The following is a 20756-nucleotide window of genomic DNA, read 5'->3' as shown; positions in this document are numbered from 1 at the left end:
CTCGAACGCTTGTCACAAGTCGATGCAGCGCAGATCACGTGAAAGTCACAGAGTTGACAGGGTGTCACCTTCACCGGAACGCCGGCCGGGACCGAACTCCACCGGAAGCGTGCGCAGTCCACGCATGATGAGCCCGCCACGCCACCGCAAATCGGTAGGTTCCACCGCAAGCCGCAGGTCCGGGAGGCGCCTCAACAGCGTGGCCAGGGCAGCCTGCCCCTCCAGTCGGGCAAGCGGTGCGCCCAGGCAGTAATGGATGCCGTGCCCGTATCCGAGGTGCTGATTGTCACGCCGCGCGAGGTCCAGCGTGTCCGGGTCCGTAAACCGTTCCGGGTCCCGGTCGGCGGCGGCGAGCACCACCAGTACGGGGTCACCCGCCGCGACCCGCTGCCCGCCCAGGGTCAGCGGCTCGGTGGCGAACCGCCAGGTCGCCAGCTCCACCGGACCGTCGTACCGCAGCAGTTCCTCGATGCCGGTCTCCAGCAGCCCACTCTCCCCCGCGTCGAGCGAGCGCTGCAGCCGCTCCCGCTGCTGCGGATTGCGCAGCAGGGCGTACATCCCGTTGCCGATGAGGTTGACCGTCGTCTCGAATCCCGCGAAGAGGAGGATGAAAGCCATGGCGGCGGCCTCGTTCTCGGTGAGGTGCTCGCCGTGGTCGCTCGCCCGGATCAGCCCCGAGATCAGGTCCTCCCCCGGGTTCTCCCGCTTCCGGTGGATGAGCTCCGCGAGATAGCCGCGCATCTTCTTCACCGACCGGGCCACCCCGCCGCGCGGACCACCGCCGTGGCGGATCATCATCCCCGCCCAGTCCCGGAAGTCGTCCTGGTCCTCGCGCGGGACGCCGAGCAGGTCACAGATCGCGTAGATGGGGAGCGGGAACGCGAAGTCGTGGATGAGGTCCGCGGATCCCTCCTCGATGAAGTTGTCGATGAGGCGGTCCGTCAGCTCCTGCACGCGGGGGGCGAACTCGGCGACCCGGCGCGGCGTGAACGCCTTCGAGACCAGCCGGCGCAGTCTGGTGTGGTCGGGCGGGTCGATGTTCAGCAGATGCGTCATCAGCTCCGCCTTGCGCTCGCCCGGAATGCCGGTCTTCCCCTTGGCGTGCGCCGGCTCGTCGTGGTGCGCAGGGTTCTTGGAGAGCCGGGTGTCGGCGAGGGCCTGCCGGGCGTCCTCGTACCGCGTCACGAGCCATGCCTCGACCCCGCTGGGCAGCGCGGTGCGGTGCACGGGGCTGTGCTCGCGCAGCCAGGCGTAGGCCGGGTACGGGTCGGTGGCGAACTCCCAGGTGAAGAGTTCGGGGGCGTCGGCGGGGCTGTCGTTCACCCCCTGACGTTATCCGTTGGCCTCCACGGCGAGGATCGCGTCCCGGTAGGCGCGGCCCGCAGCACGCAGGGCGGCCTCGGGGTCCGTGCCGTCCTGTTCCGCGCGTACGGCAAGGGCGAGGAGTTCGTAACCGATGCTGTCGCCCGTCGGGAGCGGCACATCGAGTCCGGCGGCACGGACCCGGCTCGCCAGCTTCGCGGCCAGCGCCAGCCCGGGCTGCCCGAGCGGGACGCCGTCGGTGACCGAGTCGCGCTGCTTCTCGATGGCCTTGGTACGCAGCCAGTGCGCGTGGACGTCCTCCGGGGTCTCGGCGGTCTCGTCACCGAAGACATGCGGATGGCGGTGGATCAGCTTCTCGACGAGGGTCGCGGCGACATCGTCGACGGAGAACGGTTCGTCCGTGTCCTCCTCCGCGATCCGGGCGTGGAAGACGACCTGGAGAAGGACGTCGCCGAGCTCCTCGCGCAGTTCGTCACGGTCGCCGTCCTCGATCGCCTCGACGAGTTCGTACGCCTCCTCGATGGCGTACTTGGCGAGCCCCTCGTGGGTCTTCTGCGAGGTCCACGGGCACTCGGCCCTGATCCGGTCCATGACCTGGACGAGGTCGAGGAGACGGGCGCCGGGCAGATCGTACGAACCGGGCAGCAGCTCCAGGTTCGGCATCTGCACCCGGCCCGAGCCGGCCAGCCGGGCCAGCCCGTCCGTCAGCGGCTGGTTGCCCTCGCCACTGGTCACGACCACGACGGTCCGGCCGCCCGCGCAGGCGTCGACGAGTTCCTGCGCGGTGGGCGCGGCGTGCTCGACGGTGACGCCGGCCTCGCGCAGATACGGCAGCTGGGGGTGGTCCGACTCGGCGCAGAGCACCCGGTCGGCGGCGTGCAGCGTCTGCCAGGCGGGCCAGGACAGCAGTCCGGGCGCGACCCGGTGGCTGGCGGTGAGCAGGACGATACGACCGGGGTCTTCAGCGTTCACGCCACCAACCTACTAGTGCCGTGACCGGCCATGTTTGCCCCATGAGGAGCGTCGTCCAGAGCGTGCGATCGCAAGGCGGCCGGAAGTCCTGGGTCTTTCGTTTGGATCAGGCCGGATCCCGCGAGCCCGGCATGATCCAGACGAAAGACCCTGGCTAGGCGCCGGCTGCGGCTTCCTGCTGGGCCGGCTTGGTGACCTGGGTGATCCACGGGGCCTTGTAGTTGGCGAGCTGGGTCTGCTTGTTGTCCCAGGTGCCGAAGCGCGGGTTGACGTCGATGTGCAGCGACTTCGACGCCGCGCTGAGCGCGTCGCCGACGGCCTTCTGCCCGGCGGGCTGCTGCAGGTCGGCACCGAACGCCTGGGCGATCTTCGACAGCTGGACCTGCTCGCGCAGGACGGCATCGATCTGGTTCGGGGCGACCCAGCTCTGCTGCAGCATCATCGCCTGCAGCTGTGTCTCTCCACCGGACTGGGAGACCGCCGACTGCCGCATCTCCTGGACCTCCTTGCGGCTGACCTTGACTCCCGCGTCCGCGGCGGCCTTGTCCAGGATCCGGTCGAAGATCAGCCCGTGCAGCTTGGCCCGGCTGAGCTGCCCGGACTTGTTGATGAGCTGCACGGACTGGTCGGACTCGTTCTGCGCGGTGCGTACGTCCGCCACCTGCGCCTGCACGGTGGACACCTCGATGCGGTCCCCGCCGACCACGGCTGCGGCACCTGGGTGGGCCTGGTTGCCGCAGGCGGAGAGAAGCGGCGCCGCGGCGAGCATGGCGGCGGAGACGACGAGCGCGGTGCGACGGCGGCGGTGCAAAGGAGCCTCCCGGGGAGATTGAGACAGCAGGTGCGGCGCGCCGCGCCCCCTTGCGGGTGGTGGCCGGGCGACGGGCGGGCGCACAAGACCTTGCGGTGATCGATGTTAGGCAGTGGGCGTGATCCCGGCCACTGATTCGACCAACGATTCGGGAGGAGTTGGGGATGTGGGCCTGTTCACCGTCCCTCCACGGCCGTTTCCGGCCGCAGCATGATCACGCGGGAGACCGCGAACGTGATCGGGATGGCCGCCACCGCCGCGACCAGCGGTGCGTACCGGCTGCTGAATCCGGCGAGGTCGACCAGCAGCCAGACACCCCCGGTCGTGATGGCGAAATTGGCGGCGTTGGTCAGCGGGAAGAGCAGGAACTTCCGCCAGGTGGGGCGGGTCCGGTAGGTGAAGTACGAGTTCAGCAGGAACGAGCCGGTCATGCTGAACGCGAACGCGATCACATGCGCGGCCAGATACGGCAGCCTGGTCAGCAGGGCCAGATAGCAGACGTAGTACGTACCGGTGTTCACGACGCCGACGAGTGCGAAGCGGATCATCTGCGCCCGGACCGTCATCGGCGTACGAACTCCCGTGCCTGCTGATTCGGTACGGCGGTATTGCCGGCCTTCACCAGGAAGTGCGGGCGCCGCTTCACCTCGTAGTAGATGCGGCCGACGTACTCACCGACCACACCCACTATCACCATCTGCACCCCGGCAAGAGCCGTGACCACGACGATGAGCGTGACATAGCCGGGCGTGTCCACGCCTTTCATCAGGGCGAATCCGACGATCCAGGCGGCATAGACGAGGGCGACGGACATCAGTACCATGCCCAGGTATAAGGCGGCGCGCAGCGGCTTGTTGTTGAACGAGAGCAGTCCGTCGAGTCCGTAGTTGAGGAGCTTGCCGAAGGTCCAGGCGGAGCTGCCCTGCTCGCGGACGGCATTCTCGTAGCCGAAGGTCGTCGTCGGGAATCCGACCCAGGCGAACAGTCCCTTGGAGAACCGGTTGTACTCGGTGAGTTCGAGGACGGCGTCGACGGTACGCCGGGACAGCAGCCGGAAGTCTCCGACACCGTCGACCAGTTCCACGTCCACCAGGCGATTGATCAGCCAGTAGTAGGCGCGGGCGCCGAGGGTGCGGGTGAGACGGTCGCCCCTGCGGGTGCGGCGGGCAATGACCTGGTCGTAGCCGTGGGCGTGCTCCTCCAGCATGCGGCCGATGAGCTCCGGCGGGTGCTGGAGGTCGGCGTCCATGATGACGACCGCGTCGCCGTCGGCGTGCTGGAGGCCGGCGAGCATGGCGGCCTCCTTGCCGAAGTTCCGGCTGAAGGAGAGGTAGCGGGTCCGCGGATCGGTGGCGGCCAGCTCCTCCAGAACCGGAAGCGTGCGGTCTGCGCTGCCGTCATCGACGTAGACCAGCTGGAAATCATGCCCCAGCCGCGTCATCTGCTCCGTGACACGCGTATGGAAGCATCCGAGGATCTCCTCCTCGTTGAAACAAGGCACCACCAGCGAGATCAGCACGGGATTATCTCACCCTGTCGGTCAGTCAGATGGAGATGCTTCACATGGATAGTGAGCAACCATTACGTGAATTGAACTATGGAGGAAACACTTCGACACGGTTCACTCGCCCGTGGCTGCCATATTCCTCCGTATGCCGACCTTCCGCCCCCGCCCGGCCGCGGCCGGGCTCGCCGCACTGATCACCGCCGTCACCGTGTGCGCGGGCGATGCGGCGGCCCGCAGCTTTCCGTTCGGGCCGCACACAAGGAGTGTCAGTGACCTGGGAAATCAGTTCGTTCCGTTCCACATCCGGCTCTGGGACCTGCTGCACGGAAACGCCGACGGCGGGCTGTTCCTGAATTGGTCTTCCGGATACGGGACCAGCTTCCTGCCGGACCTGGGCACCTATCTGACCAGCCCGTTCGCGCTGCTCGTCGGGGTCTTTCCGCGGGATCGCATCGACCTCGCGGTGTACGTGGTGACGGTCCTGAAGATGGCGTCGGCCGCGGCGGCGATGGCCTTTCTGCTTCTGACCCTGCGCGGCGGACGCCCCTGGGTGGCGGGGGTGTTCGGCAGTGCGTACGCGCTGTGCGGCTGGTCGGTCGCCGAGGCCGCGTACAACCCGATGTGGCTGGACGGTCTGATCGCTCTCCCGCTGCTCTGCCTGGCCGGTGAGTGGGCGCGGACGGGGCGCCGCCGCGTGGTGGCACCACTGCTCGTCGCGGTCGTGTGGGCCGCCAACTTCTATACGGCGTACATGGCGACCCTGGGGGCCGCACTGGTGCTGGTGGTGCGTCTGCTGACGGTGGGTGAGAAGGGGACGAGGGTACGGGGGCTGGTGCGGGCGGCCCGGACCGTGCTGCTGGGGGCCGGTCTCGCGGCGCCCGTCCTGCTTCCCGTCTATCTCGGCACGAGACACGCCTATCCCGGCTGGGACCGGACGTTCCGCCCCGCGGCCTGGCCCGATGTCCTTGCCCGGCTGCTTCCCGGCACCTATGACTTCTTCACCCCGGCGCTCTTCCTGGGCACGGTCGCCCTGCTGCCGGCCTGCGTGCTCGCCTTCCAGACGGCGGTACCGCGGCGCGAGCGGTGGGCGTGGGCCGGGCTGGTGGCCGGGGTCGCGCTGTCGATGCAGTGGGGGCCGACCCATCTGCTCTGGCACGCTTTCGCGACGCCCAACGGCAGTCCGTACCGGCAGACGTTCGTGCTCGCCGGACTGCTGGTGGTCGCCGCCTGGCTCTCGGTCTCGTACGGCCGGCCGGGGCGCCGCGCCCTGTTCGCCGGGTGCGCGGTGCTGATGCTGATCGCGGCAGGGGCGGCCGCCAGTGATCTCGTCTCGCACTGGACGTACCCGCTGTTCGCGGCCGGTCTGGTGGCGACCGCCGCCGCGCTCGTCCTGCTGGGCCGGGGCCGCTGCGCGCTGCTCGCCGCCGCGCTGCTGATCGGCGCGCTGGCGGGACAGGCTGCGGCGACCACCGCGTTCGCCGACCGGCAGCGTCTCGCCCGGCTCGACGACTACGCGCCCTGGGGCGAGCGGCAGCGCGTCCAGGCGTCCGCGGTGGCGGGCGCGGACGCGTGGCCGCGTTACCGCACCGACCCCGGCCGGGAGCAGACCACCGCCAACGATCCGCTGCTGGTGGGCGGCCAGGGCGCCGCCTACTACAGCAGCCACACGCCGGCCGTGCTGACCCGCACGCTCGGTGCGCTCGGCGCCGGCTGGACATCCAACGGGCGGGCCGTCCAGAGCCTCGACAACCCCGTCACCGACGCGATCTTCGCGGTCGGTGCCCGGGTCCGCGGGCCGCGCGACCCGCACCAGCGGTGGGACGCGCCGCCGGACGACCGGCCGGTGACGGTGCTCCGGGAAGTGGTGCCGCCGCTGGTGACCGTGCGGGGACCGGGCCCGGCTCCGTCCTTCGGCCGGTCACCGTTCCGGAACCAGGAGGTGCTGCTCGGCTCGCGGGTCTACACGGTGCCGCGGACCGTCATCCGGGCGGTGAACGGCGCCCCCGTCGAGGACCGGGGCGCCTACAGCCACCGGGTGGGACGCGGTACGTATCTGCTCAGCGCGCGCTGTCCGGCGGGAAGTGAGGCGTACGTGTGGACACCCGGAGTGTTCGGCTCGGCGCGGCTGGGCGAGGGCCGGGAGATCCTGCTCCGGGGCATGCTGCCGTCCCGGCGGGCGGCGATGGAGCGGATCGGTCCGGTGGCCGGCGCGGCGGTGGCGGGCGGGACGGTGCGGGTGGTGGTCACGCTCAGGTCCGTCCGCCCGGGGACCGTGCCGCGCGAGCCCCTCGGCTGCCTGGACCGGGACCGGCTGGCCGCCGCCGTGGCCGGGCTGCGGCGCACGGGGGCGACGTCCGTGCATGTCGGCGACAGGGCGATACGGGCCGAACTGCCGCCCGGGAGCCGCGGCACCGTCGTGGTCGCCGCACCCCGGATAGCGGGCTGGAGGTGCGCGGGGCGGCCCGCGGACGCGTATCTGGGACTCGTCGCGGTGCCGGTCCCCGCCCGGGGTTCCGCCGTGCAGTGCACGTTCCGGCCGCCCGGGCTGCGGGCGGGATCGGCGGTCGGGACGGGCGCGCTGCTCGTCATGGCGGGGACGGGGGCGGCGCGGGCTGTGCTGCTGCGACGGCGCCCCCGGCTCGCACTGGCGGGACCGGGCTGAGCAGACCGGACAGGGGGGTCGCTCAGAGTGCCTGGCAGTAGGCTTCGCGGCGTTGCCTACTGCCGGACACTCTCAGCCGCCGCGGACCTGCAGCTGCCGGTCGAGCTGGCGGCGCAGCTCCACGGGCAGCGGATGGTGCGGCCCGTACATCCGCTCGGTGTCGTGGAGCAGCGCCTGAAGCTGTCCGCGCGCCGCCGCATGGTCGCCGACCGCGAGCAGCAGATACCCGATGCGCTGACGGATCTCGAAGGACCGTGCCGGGTTGTTTCCCGTCGCGTACTGGTTCTCGTAGTACGGCAGGACCGCCCGGTACTCCGCGAGCGCGGCCGCCGGTTCGCCCAGCTGTTCCAGGCAGTGCGCCGCGTCGTAGCGGTACTGCAGCGTCTGCGTGTCGGCCGGTCCGGCCTCCACCGCGCGGTCGTCGGCGAGGCGCCGCAGTTCGGGCAGGGCGCGGCGGTACTGCCCGTCGTCCATCAGCGTCGCCGCGTACTGCTTGCGCAGGATGCGGACCACCGGCGAACCCTCACCGTGCTGCTCGGCGGCGGCCGGGAGAATGCCGCCGAGGATGTCCACGGCCTGGGTGATCCGGCCCTGCCCGAGCAGCTGCTTGACCTCGTCGACCGCGGCTGCGACATCGGGTTTCGCGGCCACCGGCGCGGGCTGCGCGGCGGGCGGGGTGGTGACACGGTCGGGCCACGGTGCGTGCGGCCGCAGGAAGGGGCGGGTCGGGTCGAGCGGGCCGGTCGGCAGCCCTGTGCCGCTCGACGGAAGGAGCAGGGCGAGGTGTTCGTACACCTCCTGGGCACTTGCCGGGCGGTGCTGCGGGTCCTTGGCGAGGAGCCGCAGCACGAGCGATTCGAGGGGTTCCGGGACCTCGGGCCGGATCTGACGGACCGGGAGCGGCGGCTCGTAGAGGTGGCGGTGCAGCACTCCGAGGGCGGTGGAGCCGGCGAACGGCACATCTCCACTGAGCAGTTCGTGGAGGAGCACGCCGAGCGCGTACAGGTCGGTGTACGGGCCGACGGCGCCTCCCATCGCCTGCTCGGGCGCCATGTAGGCGGGCGAACCGATCGGCGTGCCGGTGTGGGTGAGGCGGGTGGTGTCGCTGTCCAGGACGGAGGCGACGCCCAGGTCGAGGACGGTGACCGTGCCGTCCGGACGCACCATCAGATTGCGGGGTTTGAGGTCGCGGTGGACGATCGGCACGGCGTGCACGGCGGAGAGTGCGGCGCAGAGCTGGGCGGCGACGGCGACGGACCACTGCCAGGGGTACGGGTCGTGCTCGGCGAGATGGTCGGCGAGGTCGGAGCCCTCGACGTACTGCATGACGAGGAACAGGTCGTCGCCGTCGCTGCCCGCGTCATGGACGGTGACCAGGCCCGGGTGGTCGACCTGGGCGGTGACCCGGCACTCACGGACGAAGCGGCGACGCAGCTCGTCGACCGCTTCGCTGCCGGTGGGACCCGCGACCCGGTCGGGCCGGAGCAGTTTCACCGCGACCCGGCGGTCGAGGCGTTGGTCGTACGCCGTCCAGACCTGGCCCATGCCGCCCTGGCCGAGGATGGTCGCCAGCTCGTACCGTCCGGCGATGACGCGACCGCTCATCGGTCCTCCTCATGACGGAGGAGGTCGCTCAGCTCGTCGAGCTCGGCACGGACCTGGTCGATGCGGTGGGGCGGGGTGGGCGCGGGCTGCACGGGCTGCGGGTGAGGCTGCGGCTGTGGCCGGTACTGAGGCGGCTGCGGTTGCTCGTACTGCTGAGGCCGAGGGGGCAGCGACTGGTGCACGGGCGCGGTGGTCATGTACCCGTACCCCGGCACCGGGGGCGGATACCCGCCGCTGAACTGCTGTTTCGTGAGCCGCTCGTAGTGGCGGATGTCCCCGTACAGGTAGTACGCGCAGGCGGCGACGATCGCCACGAGCAGCAGCGGTATGAAGAAGAAGTCGATGCCGTTCGGATCGGGATTGGTGTCCTCCCTGCCGATGATCGGCAGGAGCACGCAGACGAGCACGAAGCCTGCCCCGGTCAGCCACCAGTCGGACGCGCGACGGCGCACGATCGCCAGCCGCAGCAACGGCGCCCACAACAGCAGGCCGATCGAGCCCACCGCGAGCACGACGAACAGCACACGCATCGAGACGATCCAGGCCCGGCTGGGGACCCGGCGCTGCGGCGTCGGCGGATGACCCGGGGCGTACATGGCTGCTCCTGGTACGTGGTCGTGGAGGTCCCGCGCGCACGCGTACGTACCCGTGCGGGTATGTGAACACGTGCGCGCGCAGATCTGGCAGATCTGAGCGTAAAGGGCGACACCGACAACGGCCCCCGGGTTGTACGGAACCGTTGTGGTTCAGCTCACTCCGGTGTGACCGTACCGTCCGTCAGACCGTCGTACATCCCCTGGACGAGCTGTCCGCCGAGCCTGCCGGTCAGCCGCAGCGCGTCCTCGAACGCGGCCACGGCGCGGAACCGTTCCCCGTACCGCTGCTGCTCCGCCATTGGCAGCCGCGGCAGTTGGAGACGGCGGGCGTCGAGCCGGGTGGCGGTCGACGCATAGCTGCTGGCCTGACGGTTGTTGGCGGTGCCGCGCAGGAAACCGGCGAGGAACCACGGGTCGACGGCGGCCGGATCGGGGCGCAGCAGCTGAAGGTTGCGGCCCAGTGCCGCGCCCGCGGTCGCCTCGTCGATCACGCGGGCGACGGAGCCGCCGCCGAGTACGGGGACGACGACATCGCCCGGCTCGACGAGGACCGGTTCCTCGGGCGGTCCCTCGGAGCCGGCGGGGGCGGTGGGGAGTGTTCCGGAGGGGGCGGTGGAGCCGAGGACGTCGTGTTCCGTGAGCACGGGGACGGGGGCGGCCCCGGTGCCGGTGCCGGTGCCGGTGCCGGTGCCTCCGGTACGGAGGTGAAGGGCGCCCGCGCGGGCGAGTTCGCCGACGGTGGTGAGCGGCCAGTGCGCCGGTCCGGAGACGTCCGCGGGCGGCGGGGTGAGGGTCGCGGTCAGTCGCAGCGTCTCGGTGAGCCGGTCCCGCACGCGGGTGAGTTCGCCCGGTCCGCCGGCGGCCGCCGGGGACGGCAGATGGCGGGCGGGGGCCAGGTCCACGTCGTCGTCGAGGAGTTCGATGACGGGGACGACCCGGCTGACGCCCGGCCGCTCCTGCCCGGCCGCTTCGGCGGGGATGTCCGGCTCGGAACGGGTCCGCCCGTCGAACGGCTCCCAGGCATCCAGCACGGCACTGCGCACCGCCTGCCAGTCGAGCCGGTCGCGCCCGCCGGACGCGGGGGCGGATGCGGGTGCCGTGGGCGGTTCGGCGGGCTCGGCGGTGTCCACGAGCAGCAGTTCGGGCGAGGGGCGGACACCGGCACCGGGCTTGCGGAGCACCCAGAGGTGGAGCGGGATTCCGTACGGGGGTGCCGCGCCGGCCGGGAGGGCGACGACGGCACGCAGCGCGCCGCGGCGCAGCAGATCGGCGCGGATCCGCCGGCCGGAGCGGCGTGACGCTGCGGCCGGGGGCATCAGCAGGACGGCGGTGCCGCCCTCGCGCAAATGGGCCAGGGCGTGCTGGACCCAGGCGAGTTCGGACTCCGTGCGCGCGGGGAGGCCGTACTCCCAGCGCGGGTCGTAGGCGAGCTCGTCGTGTCCCCAGTTGCGTTCGTTGAACGGCGGGTGGCAGAGCACGGCGTCGACGGTGAGCCGCGGGAACGCGTCGGCGCGCAGCGTGTCGCCGGTCCGCACGGCGAGCGCGATGGGATTGCTGCCGTCGGTGTCGGAGTGCAGGGCGAGGCGCAGGGCGCTGAGCGCGGCGAGATCCGGGTCGGCGTCCTGCGCGTACAGGGCGGTCGGACTGCTGACAGCCCGCAGCAGGGCGCCGGTGCCGGTGGCCGGGTCGAGGACCGTGCGGGCGGGCCGGTCGCCGGTCCGGACGAGCGCGGCCATCAGTTCGGCGAGGCCGGGCGGGGTGAGGGTGAACTGACGTGGATTGGCGGCGAGCTGACGGCCGAGGAGGAATTCGAAGGCCTGGCGGGCCCCCGTCTCGGCGGCGAGTTCGGCGGCCGCCCGCAGCAGGGGGACGGACGGGAGCAGTTCTTCGGCGGTGGGCGTGTGAACGGCCCGTTCGTACCCGGTTCCGCCTCCACCGGCACTTCCGTCCGCGTCGCCGGTGGCAGGTCCGAAGCGTGCGGTGAGCAGGCTGTTCAGGGCGAGGTGGAGCACCTTGGCCATCCGCGCGTCCGACACGGCCGTGATCTCCAGCCAGGCGGTGGGCCTGTCCCGGACGAGAAGCAGGGCGCAGCCCGTGTGGACGAGGGCGGGGACGGCGCCGGCCGGGTGTCCGGCCAGCTGTTGCCAGACCCGTTCACGGAGCGGGATTTCCGCCAGTTTCCCCTGGTCGCGGAGCCATTGTTCGACTTCGGGGAGAGCGAAGGCCGGGCTGGTCTCGGTGCCGCCGACCGGCTTGGGGAAGTCTGCGTGGCGGCGGCGCCAGTTGCTGACGGCGGCACGCCCCACCCCGGCGAGTCGGGCGATTCCGGCCGCGGTCACCTCTGTCGAGTTCTCCGGCACTGGCTGTCTCCCTGGTCCTGATGCGTTCCTACGGGTCCACGCTGCCTGCTGTGTCCGCGAGCATACCGACCCTTTCCCCCGGCACCGATTCACAGTGTGCACGAAGCAGTTTTCTGTGAATCGTGTTGACTCGGTTCACAAGCTCTGCTGTTATTGATCTGTCGCTACATCAGGTGGCGCAACGAACCGCTCACCACTCATCCCTGCACTTGCCGGAGGGCACAGCCATGTCCCAGTTCACGCAGCCGCCGCAGTCCCCGCAGCCCCAGCAGCCGTACACCCCGGTCCAGACGCCCGGCCTGCGCCCGGCCCGCAACGGGCTCGGCATCTCCGCGCTGATCCTCGGCATCGTGGGAGCCGTCTCGGGCCTGATCCCGTTCCTCTTCTGGCTGGCGGGCATCCTCGGCCTCATCGCCCTGATCCTCGGCCTGGTCGGCCGGGGTCGCGCCAAGCGCGGCGAGGCCACCAACAAGGGCATGGCCACGTTCGGCGCCGTCCTCGGCCTGATCGCGCTGATCCTCTCGGTGGTCGGCGCGGTGATCACCTTCAAGGCGGTGGACGAGGCGGTGAACGAACTCGACAAGGCGGTGTCGGACACCACCGCCTCCGCCGCGCCGAAGGCGGGCGGCTCGGACTCCGCCAAGAGCAATGAGAAGAACAAGGACGCCGGGAAGGCACTGGAGGCCGGGGACTCGGCCGTGTACGACGACGACCTGACGGTCACGGTCGGCGACGCGACCTCGTACACCCCCGACGCGTACGCCGCCGGCCACACGAAGGGCAACAAGGCGTACCGGATCGCGGTCGTCATCGAAAACGCGGGCAAGGAGAAGTTCGACGCGGCGCTCGTGAACGTCGAGGCGCGAGCCGGCAAGGACGGCGTGGACGCCGAGCAGATCTTCGACGGCAAGGTCGGCGAGGGTTTCAGCGGCACGGTCCTGCCCGGCAAGAAGGTCACCGTCCAGTTCGCCTTCGACGCCCCGGCGGACGCGAAGAACCTGACGGTCGAGGTCAACCCCGGCTTCACGTACGACGCCACCCAGTGGGACCTCGCGCTCTGATCCCACCCCGCCCCTCCCCTCCCCTCCCCTCCCCTCCCCTCCCCTCCCCTCCCCCTCGCCCAGGACGGAGCCCGCCCATGCGCCCCCCGGTCGGCATCGCCGCAACCGCTCTCCGTACCGCGACGGCGTCCCTCTGCGTGGTCACCGCCCTGGGACTCACCGCCTGCGACACGGTGTTCGCCCAACAGCGGGACCCCGCGCCGTTCGGCCGGCTCAGCGGCCCCGAGGTCGTCAACAAGGCCCTCGCGGCGACCCGGGCGGCCAAGGCGGTACGCATCACCGTCGGGACGAAGTCGCCGGACGGCGCTCCCGTCCAGGCGTACGTCGCCACCGACATCAGGGGTGAGTGCACGGTGACCCTGTCCATGGGCGCGGCGGGCACGATGGAGCTGGTCAGAACCGGCGGCACGGTCTACACCCAGTCCGACGAGGCGATGCTGCGGGCGGCGGACGCGGGCCGGTCCCGCACCACCGTGGACACCGAGGTCAAGAAACTGACGGGCCGCTGGGTGAAGGCACGCCCCTGGGACCGGTACACGGCGGAGGCCCTGAGCTACTGCGACCGGATGGGGTTGCTCGACCGCCTGGCGGGGAGCGGCGCCACCGCCCGCAAGGGCCGGGCGACCACGGTCGGCTCCACGCCCGCACTGTCCCTCACCGGCACGGCGGGCCGGGGTACATGGACGGCGGCGGTCGCCACGGAGGGCCGACCCCACATCCTGAAGCTGGGCTTCAGCACCGGAACCCCGCTCACGGCCGAGTTCTCCGAGTTCGACAAACCGTTCGCAGTGAAGAGACCGGCCGTCTGACACCTGAGGAACCCGCCCGCCCGGGCGGGTTCCCGCTGTGTTCACACGCCGTGCCGCACCCACACATTGGGCTCCACGTACACCGCGTATCCGTGCGCCACCGAACAGTGCACCGGCACCAGCGCCCCCGGCACCTCCACCGGACCGTCCTCGTCGAACGGCAGCCCGGTCCAGGACCGCCACCGCGCGAGGGAGCCGGACACCGTCATCGACACCGGCGCCACCGTCTCGATCACCCCGCCCGCCCGCACATGGACGCGCAGCCACGGGTCGTACGGCAGCCCGTCCTCCGCCCGGGTCCGGCGGGCGTACTCCTCCATCGGAGCCGAGGCGTCCAGGTGCTTGGCGCTCGGCCGCACCGGAGCGACGAGCTCCCGGAACCCGAGCCTCCCGACGTTCTCCCGCATCGCGGCGACCATCCGCCCCGAAATGCCCTGCCCCTGCCACCCCTTGGCGACGCAGATCTCGATCGCGCTGACCGTGTCCGGCGTGGACCCGCGCCGCAGGTCGGAGAACGCCCACAGCAGCACCTGGTCCCAGCCGCCCTCGGGCAACTCTCCTCGGCCGGGGGCATTCAGCGCGAACGGCACGCTGTAGGCCCGTGCGACGACCGTGCCGTCGGGGTCCGTCGCGACGAGCGAATACTCCGGGAACTCGACAGCGATCCGCGGGTAGTTCGCCCACCCGACGAGATCCTCCACGACGAACTCCGGCCAGGTTTCGGGCATCTCGTGCATGGGCCCGGCAAGCTCGGGGCGCGCGGCAAGCGTGGTGATGGTCAGCTCCATCCACCCCACGCTAGGCGGCGGTATTCCTGTCGGCCACCGAATTCTGCAGTGCGGCGGCGAGGGGGCCGACCTGCACCCGGAGCCCGTCCTCCCGGGGGCCTCGTCCGCGACGGCTTCTCATCCGCCCGGCCCCGTCAGCCGCCGCACTGCGCCAGCATCGCCCGCTTGTCCGCGGTGGTCACCGGAAGGGCGTACTTGAGCGACACCTGCGCGAACCGCACCGCATAGGAGCAGCGGATCTGCTTGTACGGCGGCAGCCAGGACGCGGGACCGGAATCCCGCTTGGCGTTGTTGGCCGGACCGTCCACCGGAATGAGGTTGAGCGGATCGTTGGCAATCTGCTGCCGCTTCGCCTCGGGCCAGCGGGCGGCGCCCATCTGCCAGTCGTACGACAGCGGCATGACATGGTCGATCTGGACCTTCGTCGCCTGCTGCTTGCGCCACTCGATGGTCGAGCCGGTGTACGGATCCTTGAGGGTCATCGAGACGACCACACAGTCCGAACCCGACCGGAACTCGACGTCCTTGCCGTCCCTGGCCAGCAGGTCGTTGCGGGTGTCGCAGCCGTTACGGGACAGCGGGACTCCGTCGACCGAGTCCTTCCAGGCGTAGCCGAACTCGTCCCGCGCGTAACCGGTCTTCGGTCCGCGCCCCTTGGTGCTCACCTTCTCGATGACCTTCCGGGCGGCGGCCCGGTCCGCCTCGCTGGTGAGGGGTGCGAGGCCCGGCTTCGTGCCGTCGGGGTTGTTCAGCGGGCTGGCGCCGAAGCCGCCCGCGGAACCGCCGCCCTGTTGTCCACTGCTGCTGCCGCCCTCGGCGATCACGTCCTCGGGGTCGCAGCCCGCCAGGGCCAGCACGGTCGCCGCGCTCAGGGCGGGCAGCATCACTCGGTACGCGCGGGAAGATATCACTCGAAACCGTCCTGACAGGGAGAAAGCCGAACGCGGTGATCCTACGGACGCCTTCCCCGCTGACGGGCGTTCAAGGCCGCCACACGTTCGGGATGCGGCCCGAATCACACCGCGCCACGTCTTACGACCTGATCCACTCGCTCTCGTGCACCAGGTCGTTGGAGGAGCTCACACCTTTCCGATGCCGAGCGTCGTCTCGGAGGGCAGCAGCCCTGACCCGATCGCCGCCACCCACAACGGCCCCAGGAGTTCCACGAGCCGCTCCCGCTCCGTCGTTCCGAGCACCCGCCAGGGTGCGGCCGCCTGTTCGTCCGTGCGCCGCTCGACCTCGGCGCGCAGCGTCCGGCCCGCCTCCGTCGCCGTGCCGTCCTCCTCCAACAGCCCGCGCTTCACCAGCCGCCCACGGGCCGCGTTCCACTCCTCGTCGCTCCAGCCCCGGCTCTCGAACACCTCCGGCCGCGCGGCGCCGATGCCCGCGAACGAGACCAGCGACTCGACCGGGTCCAGCCCCGCCTCGGCGAGCGCGGCGACATGTCCGTCACCGCGGTGTTCGCGCAGGACGGTCGCCGCGTGCCAGAGCGCCACGTGCGGTTCGTCCGGCCAGGGCAGAGCGGCGTTGGCCCCGGCGAGCGGACGGCCGGTCACGTCCGCGGACTGCGCGGCACGTCGGGCCAGCGCCTCGGCCTCGGCGATCTCCGGGCCGGTGGCCTGTTCCCCGAACAGAGCCCGGTACGCACGGTCGACCGCCCTCGTCCGGGCGGCGAGCACCGCATCGGGCGAGGCGACGGACCAGGCGGCCGGGATATGCTCCCGCACCTTGTCCGGACTGAAGCTGTAGAACGTGTCGACGACGCGCGCCGCACCGGCCGCTCCCAGCGGCGCCGCACGCCAGGCGAAGTAACTGGGCCAGCGCTCGTCGGTGCGGTAGCCGAGCGCGGCGGCCTCCTCGAAGACCTCCGGCGCGTAGTAGAGCACCGCGTGCAGGGGCTCCAGCAGGTGCCACATCTGACGTACGCGACCCAACTCCTCGGACATGTCTCCACCCTTCGGCCGAACCCGCATCTTGTCGCTGACTAGTTCTAGAGAATCCTCGCCTCCCGCGAACTTGTCAATGACTAGATTCCGCGTACTGTGCTGTCCATGAGCAGCGAGCGCACCTACCACCACGGCGACCTGCGACGGGCCGTCCTCACCGCCGCACTCGATGTCATCCGCACCGAGGGCCCCGGCGCCCTGAGCCTGCGCGACCTGGCCCGCCGGGCCGGCGTCTCCCACGCGGCCCCCGCCCACCACTTCAAGGACCGCACGGGACTGCTGACGGCCATCGCCGCCGAGGGGTACGGACTCTTCGCCGATGCCCTCGCCGACGCGCCGGACCTACGGGAGAGGGGCGTGCGATACGTGCGGTTCGCGACCGGCCACCCGGCGCACTTCCAGGTGATGTTCCAGCCGGAGCTCTACCGCGCGGACGACTCCGAACTCCTCGCGGCCAGGGCCCGCGCGGCGCAGGCGCTGCGCGCGGGCGTCGGCGGGCTCCCCGCCGCCGGACGCGGCGACGACGCCCGCCTCGCGGGGGTGGCCGCCTGGTCCCTGGCCCACGGCTTCGCCACCCTGCTGCTGAGCGGCAATCTGAGCGACCCGCTGGGCGACCGGAACCCCGAGGAGGTGTTCCGGTCGCTCACCGGGCTGTTGTTCACGACCCCAGAATCGTCGTGAGGAACTCCCCGGTCCAGGCGAGGAGTTCGCGGCCGACGACCGGCTTGCCGCCGATCCGGCCCGTGGTCGGGCGCGGGACCAGGATCTGGTGGAGAGCCGGCTTGATCACCGTCTTCGGGTAGAGGCGCTTCAGGCGCAGCTCCTGCGACTCGCGCAGCTCCACCGGGGCGAACCGGATGTTCGGGCCCTGGAGCACGATGTCGCCGACGCCGCAGGCGCGGGCCAGCATCCGCAGGCCCGCAACCAGGAGGAGGTTCTCGACCGGCTCCGGGAGCTTGCCGTAGCGGTCGGTGAGTTCCTCACGGACCGCCTTGATGTCGTCCTCCGTGGTGGCGGCCGCGATCGCGCGGTACGCCTGCAGGCGCAGCCGCTCGCCGGGGGCGTAGTCGTGCGGAACGTGTGCGTCGACCGGGAGCTCGATCTTGACCTCCAGCGGCGGTTCCTCCTCGACGCCGCCTTCGAGCGAGGCCCGGTAGTCGGCGACGGCCTCACCGACCATGCGCACGTACAGGTCGAAGCCCACGCCCGCGATATGGCCGGACTGTTCGCCGCCCAGGAGGTTTCCGGCGCCCCGGATTTCGAGGTCCTTCATCGCCACGTACATGCCCGCGCCCATCTCCGTGTGCTGGGCGATCGTGGCCAGGCGCTCGTGGGCCGTCTCGGTGAGGGGCTTCTCCGGCGGGTACAGGAAGTACGCGTAACCGCGCTCGCGGCTACGGCCGACGCGGCCGCGCAGCTGGTGGAGCTGGGAGAGGCCGAAGTTGTCGCCGCGCTCCACGATCAGGGTGTTGGCGTTGGAGATGTCGATGCCGGACTCGACGATCGTCGTGGAGACCAGGACGTCGAACTTCTTCTCCCAGAAGTCCACGACCACCTGTTCCAGTGCCTGTTCCGACATCTGGCCGTGGGCGGTCGCGATCCGGGCCTCGGGGATGATCTCGCGGAGGCGGGCGGCCGCTCGGTCGATGGACTCGACACGGTTGTGGATGTAGAACGCCTGCCCCTCACGCAGCAGTTCACGGCGGATGGCCGCGCCGATCTGCTTCTCCTCGTACGGGCCGACGAAGGTGAGGACCGGGTGGCGCTCCTCGGGGGGCGTGGTGATCGTCGACATCTCACGGATGCCGGTGACGGCCATCTCGAGCGTACGGGGGATGGGCGTCGCGGACATGGTGAGGACGTCGACGTTGGCGCGGAGCTTCTTCAGCTGCTCCTTGTGCTCGACGCCGAAGCGCTGCTCCTCGTCGACGATGACCAGACCCAGGTCCTTGAACTTCGTCTCGGACGAGAACAGGCGGTGCGTGCCGATGACCAGGTCGACGGAGCCTTCGCGCAGCCCCTCCAGAGTCGCCTTCGACTCGGTGTCGGACTGGAAGCGGCTGAGCGCCCTCACGTTGACCGGGAATTGGGAGTAGCGCTCGGTGAACGTGCCGTAGTGCTGCTGGACGAGGAGCGTGGTGGGGACGAGGACGGCGACCTGCTTGCCGTCCTGGACCGCCTTGAACGCGGCGCGCACCGCGATCTCCGTCTTGCCGTAGCCGACGTCGCCGCAGATCAGCCGGTCCATCGGGACGGACTTCTCCATGTCCTCCTTGACCTCGGCGATCGTGGTGAGCTGATCCGGCGTCTCCGCGTACGGGAAGGCGTCCTCCAGCTCGCGCTGCCACGGGGTGTCGGGGCCGAAGACATGGCCGGGCGCCGCCATCCGCGCCGAGTACAGCTTGATCAGGTCGGCGGCGATCTCCTTGACGGCCTTCTTGGCTCGCGCCTTGGTCTTCGTCCAGTCGGCGCCGCCGAGCCGGTGCAGGGTGGGCGCCTCGCCGCCGACGTACTTGGTGACCTGCTCCAGCTGGTCGGTCGGGATGTAGAGGCGGTCGCCGGGCTGGCCGCGCTTGGCGGGGGCGTACTCGACGAGAAGATACTCGCGGGTGGCGCCCTGCACCGTGCGCTGCACCATCTCGATGTAGCGGCCCACGCCGTGCTGCTCGTGGACGATGTAGTCGCCCGTCTCCAGCGTCAGCGGGTCGATGGTCTTGCGGCGGCGGGCCGGCATCCGGCCCAGGTCCTTGGTCGCGGTGCGCTGACCGGTCAGGTCCGTCTCTGTGAGTACGGCGAGTTTCAGCACCGGGTCGACGAAGCCGTAGTCGATCGCGCCGCACGACACATGGACGACGGACGGCGAGATCTCCGCCAGGTCCGGGTCGAGGCGGGCCGGGATGCCCTCGCCGGCGAGCACCTCGACGGTACGGGAGGCGAGCCCCTGCCCCTCGGTGACGTACACCGTGCGCCAGCCGTCGGCGAGCCAGCCCTTGGTGTCGGCGAGCGCACGGGCGGTGTCGCCGCGGTAGGACTCCGGGGCGTGCATCGTGAGCTTCAGGGTGTCTTCGTCGAGCTCGGCGTCGGCGGCGAACGGGGAGACCGACCACCACATCATGTCCAGCTCACGGGCCCGGTCGCGGACGTCCGCGATGCCCCACAAGGAGGCGGCGCCGACATCGATCGGCGCCTCGCCACCACCGGCGGTCGCCGCCCACGACGCCTGGAGGAACTCCTGGCTGGTGGCGACCAGGTCCGCCGCCCTGGTGCGGACCCGCTCCGGGTCGCAGACCAGCGCCATCGAGCCCTTCGGCAACACGTCGAGCAGCAGCTCCATGTCGTCGACGAGAACCGGGGCGAGGGACTCCATGCCCTCCACCGCGATCCCTTCGGCGATCTTGCCGAGCAGCTCGCCCAGCTCCGGGTGCTGTTCGGCGAGGGCGGCGGCCCGTTCGCGCACCTGGTCGGTGAGCAGCAACTCACGGCAGGGCGGTGCCCAGAGGCCGTGCTCGGCAATCTCCAGCGACCGCTGGTCGGCGATCTTGAAGTACCGGATCTCCTCGACGTCGTCGCCCCAGAACTCCACCCGGAGGGGGTGCTCCTCGGTCGGCGGGAAGACGTCCAGGATGCCACCGCGGACCGCGAACTCACCGCGCTTCTCGACCAGTTCGACCCGGGAGTACGCAGCCGCCGAGAGCGCCTCCACGGTCTCGCCGAGATCGGCGCTCTGACCGATGCGCAGCGCCACGGGCTCCAGGTCACCGAGCCCCTTGACCTGCGGCTGCAGCACGGAACGCACCGGCGCGACGATCACACTGACCGGCCCGGTCTCCGGGTCGTCGGCCCTCGGGTGCGCGAGGCGGCGCAGCACGGCGAGACGGCGGCCGACCGTGTCCGAACGCGGTGAGAGCCGCTCGTGCGGCAGGGTCTCCCAGGACGGGAACTCGGCGATGGTGTCCGGGGGCAGCAGCGTCCGCAGGGCAGCGGCCAGATCCTCGGCCTCCCGCCCGGTCGCGGTCACGGCGAGCACGGTCCGCCCGGCCTCGCGGGCCAGTGCGGCCAGGGCGAAGGGGCGGGCGGCCGCCGGGCCGACGAGGTCCACATGCATCCGGTGACCGTCGGTGGCGGCCTTCACCGCTTCGGCGAGCGCCGGGTCACGTACGACGACATCCAGCAGACCGTGCAGGCTCATGAAGGGCTTCCGTCCGGGTAACGAGGGAGATTCCGGCAGCCGGCTGCTGCCAGGGGGCAACGCGAAGGGCCCGACACGTATCACGGGCCGGGGGTTCCAGCGTACGACTCCCCTCCGACAGCCGCGC

16 protein-coding genes are annotated in these 20756 nt (G+C 71.1%); 4 read left to right on the top strand and 12 right to left on the bottom strand.

The annotated features are described in order from the left end of the window. Window positions 1-45 precede the first annotated feature (45 nt). From OG972_RS24630 to OG972_RS24610, 5 genes are all read right to left on the bottom strand, one after another. Window positions 46-1323 (bottom strand): cytochrome P450, encoded by a 1278-nt coding sequence (locus tag OG972_RS24630; protein ID WP_266984839.1) that lies wholly within the window; start codon window positions 1321-1323, stop codon window positions 46-48. 9 nt (window positions 1324-1332) lie between these two features. Then, a complete protein-coding gene (locus OG972_RS24625; RefSeq protein ID WP_266984838.1) occupies window positions 1333-2295 on the bottom strand; it encodes a nucleoside triphosphate pyrophosphohydrolase in 963 nt (320 codons plus the stop codon). Window positions 2296-2449: 154 nt separating this feature from the next. Continuing rightward, window positions 2450-3106 carry a SurA N-terminal domain-containing protein gene (locus OG972_RS24620; protein WP_266984836.1) on the bottom strand — a complete coding sequence of 219 codons (657 nt, stop codon included), beginning with the start codon at window positions 3104-3106 and terminating at the stop codon, window positions 2450-2452. Window positions 3107-3282: 176 nt separating this feature from the next. Next, window positions 3283-3672 (bottom strand): GtrA family protein, encoded by a 390-nt coding sequence (locus OG972_RS24615; RefSeq protein ID WP_266984834.1) that lies wholly within the window; start codon window positions 3670-3672, stop codon window positions 3283-3285. Next, entirely contained in the window at window positions 3669-4625 is a 957-nt protein-coding gene (locus tag OG972_RS24610) for a glycosyltransferase family 2 protein (RefSeq protein ID WP_266984832.1), read from the bottom strand. The genes OG972_RS24615 and OG972_RS24610 overlap by 4 nt, the downstream gene beginning before the upstream one ends. A 133-nt stretch (window positions 4626-4758) precedes the next feature. On the opposite strand from OG972_RS24610, the gene OG972_RS24605 reads away from it, so the two are divergent. Next, a complete protein-coding gene (locus OG972_RS24605; RefSeq protein ID WP_266984830.1) occupies window positions 4759-7275 on the top strand; it encodes a YfhO family protein in 2517 nt (838 codons plus the stop codon). Window positions 7276-7347: 72 nt separating this feature from the next. On the opposite strand, the gene OG972_RS24600 is transcribed toward OG972_RS24605, so the two are convergent. The 3 genes from OG972_RS24600 to OG972_RS24590 all read right to left on the bottom strand — a co-directional run bounded on the left by OG972_RS24600 (window position 7348) and on the right by OG972_RS24590 (window position 11836). Further along, the gene (locus OG972_RS24600) at window positions 7348-8880 is read right to left on the bottom strand and encodes a serine/threonine-protein kinase (RefSeq protein ID WP_266984828.1); all 1533 of its coding nucleotides are present in this window, start codon (window positions 8878-8880) and stop codon (window positions 7348-7350) included. Then, on the bottom strand, window positions 8877-9476 hold the full coding sequence (locus OG972_RS24595; protein ID WP_266984826.1) for a hypothetical protein: 600 nt from the start codon (window positions 9474-9476) through the stop codon (window positions 8877-8879). The genes OG972_RS24600 and OG972_RS24595 overlap by 4 nt, the downstream gene beginning before the upstream one ends. A gap of 155 nt (window positions 9477-9631) precedes the next feature. After that, window positions 9632-11836, bottom strand: a complete 2205-nt coding sequence (locus OG972_RS24590) for an N-6 DNA methylase (RefSeq protein WP_266984824.1) — start codon at window positions 11834-11836, stop codon at window positions 9632-9634. A gap of 227 nt (window positions 11837-12063) precedes the next feature. Here OG972_RS24590 and OG972_RS24585 point away from each other — a divergent pair, with 227 nt between their 5' ends. Further along, window positions 12064-12897, top strand: coding sequence for a DUF4190 domain-containing protein (locus OG972_RS24585; protein ID WP_266984822.1), 834 nt, complete (start codon window positions 12064-12066; stop codon window positions 12895-12897). A 77-nt stretch (window positions 12898-12974) separates the two neighbouring features. Then, window positions 12975-13706 carry a hypothetical protein gene (locus OG972_RS24580; RefSeq protein WP_266984820.1) on the top strand — a complete coding sequence of 244 codons (732 nt, stop codon included), beginning with the start codon at window positions 12975-12977 and terminating at the stop codon, window positions 13704-13706. 41 nt (window positions 13707-13747) lie between these two features. Here OG972_RS24580 and OG972_RS24575 read toward each other — a convergent pair whose 3' ends face one another. The 3 genes from OG972_RS24575 to OG972_RS24565 all read right to left on the bottom strand — a co-directional run bounded on the left by OG972_RS24575 (window position 13748) and on the right by OG972_RS24565 (window position 16440). After that, window positions 13748-14494, bottom strand: a complete 747-nt coding sequence (locus OG972_RS24575) for an N-acetyltransferase (protein WP_266984819.1) — start codon at window positions 14492-14494, stop codon at window positions 13748-13750. 134 nt (window positions 14495-14628) lie between these two features. Beyond that, window positions 14629-15378: an HNH endonuclease family protein gene (locus OG972_RS24570; RefSeq protein ID WP_266990692.1), complete on the bottom strand. Its 750-nt coding sequence runs from the start codon at window positions 15376-15378 to the stop codon at window positions 14629-14631. Between the two features lie 195 nt (window positions 15379-15573). After that, complete coding sequence (locus tag OG972_RS24565) at window positions 15574-16440, bottom strand: hypothetical protein (protein ID WP_266984817.1); 867 nt, start codon at window positions 16438-16440, stop codon at window positions 15574-15576. Window positions 16441-16545: 105 nt separating this feature from the next. Between OG972_RS24565 and OG972_RS24560 the strand changes: the two genes are divergently transcribed. Further along, window positions 16546-17121, top strand: a complete 576-nt coding sequence (locus OG972_RS24560; RefSeq protein ID WP_266984815.1) for a TetR/AcrR family transcriptional regulator — start codon at window positions 16546-16548, stop codon at window positions 17119-17121. Here OG972_RS24560 and mfd read toward each other — a convergent pair. Further along, window positions 17099-20629 (bottom strand): transcription-repair coupling factor, encoded by a 3531-nt coding sequence (mfd, locus tag OG972_RS24555; protein ID WP_266984813.1) that lies wholly within the window; start codon window positions 20627-20629, stop codon window positions 17099-17101. The two genes, OG972_RS24560 and mfd, sit on opposite strands and share 23 nt — an antisense overlap. Window positions 20630-20756 lie beyond the last annotated feature (127 nt).

The organism is Streptomyces sp. NBC_01669, assembly GCF_026339735.1.
Classification (GTDB): domain Bacteria; phylum Actinomycetota; class Actinomycetes; order Streptomycetales; family Streptomycetaceae; genus Streptomyces; species Streptomyces yanii.
The sequence above is the reverse complement of the archived record's forward strand: the minus strand, read 5'-3'. Positions and strand labels throughout refer to the sequence as shown.

Coding starts and splice junctions, on each gene's coding strand:
- OG972_RS24615 (WP_266984834.1), bottom strand. CDS start 3,672: ATGACGGTCCGGGCGCAGATGATCCGCTTCGCACTCGTCGGCGTCGTG.
- OG972_RS24605 (WP_266984830.1), top strand. CDS start 4,759: ATGCCGACCTTCCGCCCCCGCCCGGCCGCGGCCGGGCTCGCCGCACTG.
- OG972_RS24600 (WP_266984828.1), bottom strand. CDS start 8,880: ATGAGCGGTCGCGTCATCGCCGGACGGTACGAGCTGGCGACCATCCTC.
- OG972_RS24595 (WP_266984826.1), bottom strand. CDS start 9,476: ATGTACGCCCCGGGTCATCCGCCGACGCCGCAGCGCCGGGTCCCCAGC.
- OG972_RS24585 (WP_266984822.1), top strand. CDS start 12,064: ATGTCCCAGTTCACGCAGCCGCCGCAGTCCCCGCAGCCCCAGCAGCCG.
- OG972_RS24580 (WP_266984820.1), top strand. CDS start 12,975: ATGCGCCCCCCGGTCGGCATCGCCGCAACCGCTCTCCGTACCGCGACG.
- OG972_RS24575 (WP_266984819.1), bottom strand. CDS start 14,494: ATGGAGCTGACCATCACCACGCTTGCCGCGCGCCCCGAGCTTGCCGGG.
- OG972_RS24570 (WP_266990692.1), bottom strand. CDS start 15,378: ATGCTGCCCGCCCTGAGCGCGGCGACCGTGCTGGCCCTGGCGGGCTGC.
- OG972_RS24565 (WP_266984817.1), bottom strand. CDS start 16,440: ATGTCCGAGGAGTTGGGTCGCGTACGTCAGATGTGGCACCTGCTGGAG.
- OG972_RS24560 (WP_266984815.1), top strand. CDS start 16,546: ATGAGCAGCGAGCGCACCTACCACCACGGCGACCTGCGACGGGCCGTC.
- mfd (WP_266984813.1), bottom strand. CDS start 20,629: ATGAGCCTGCACGGTCTGCTGGATGTCGTCGTACGTGACCCGGCGCTC.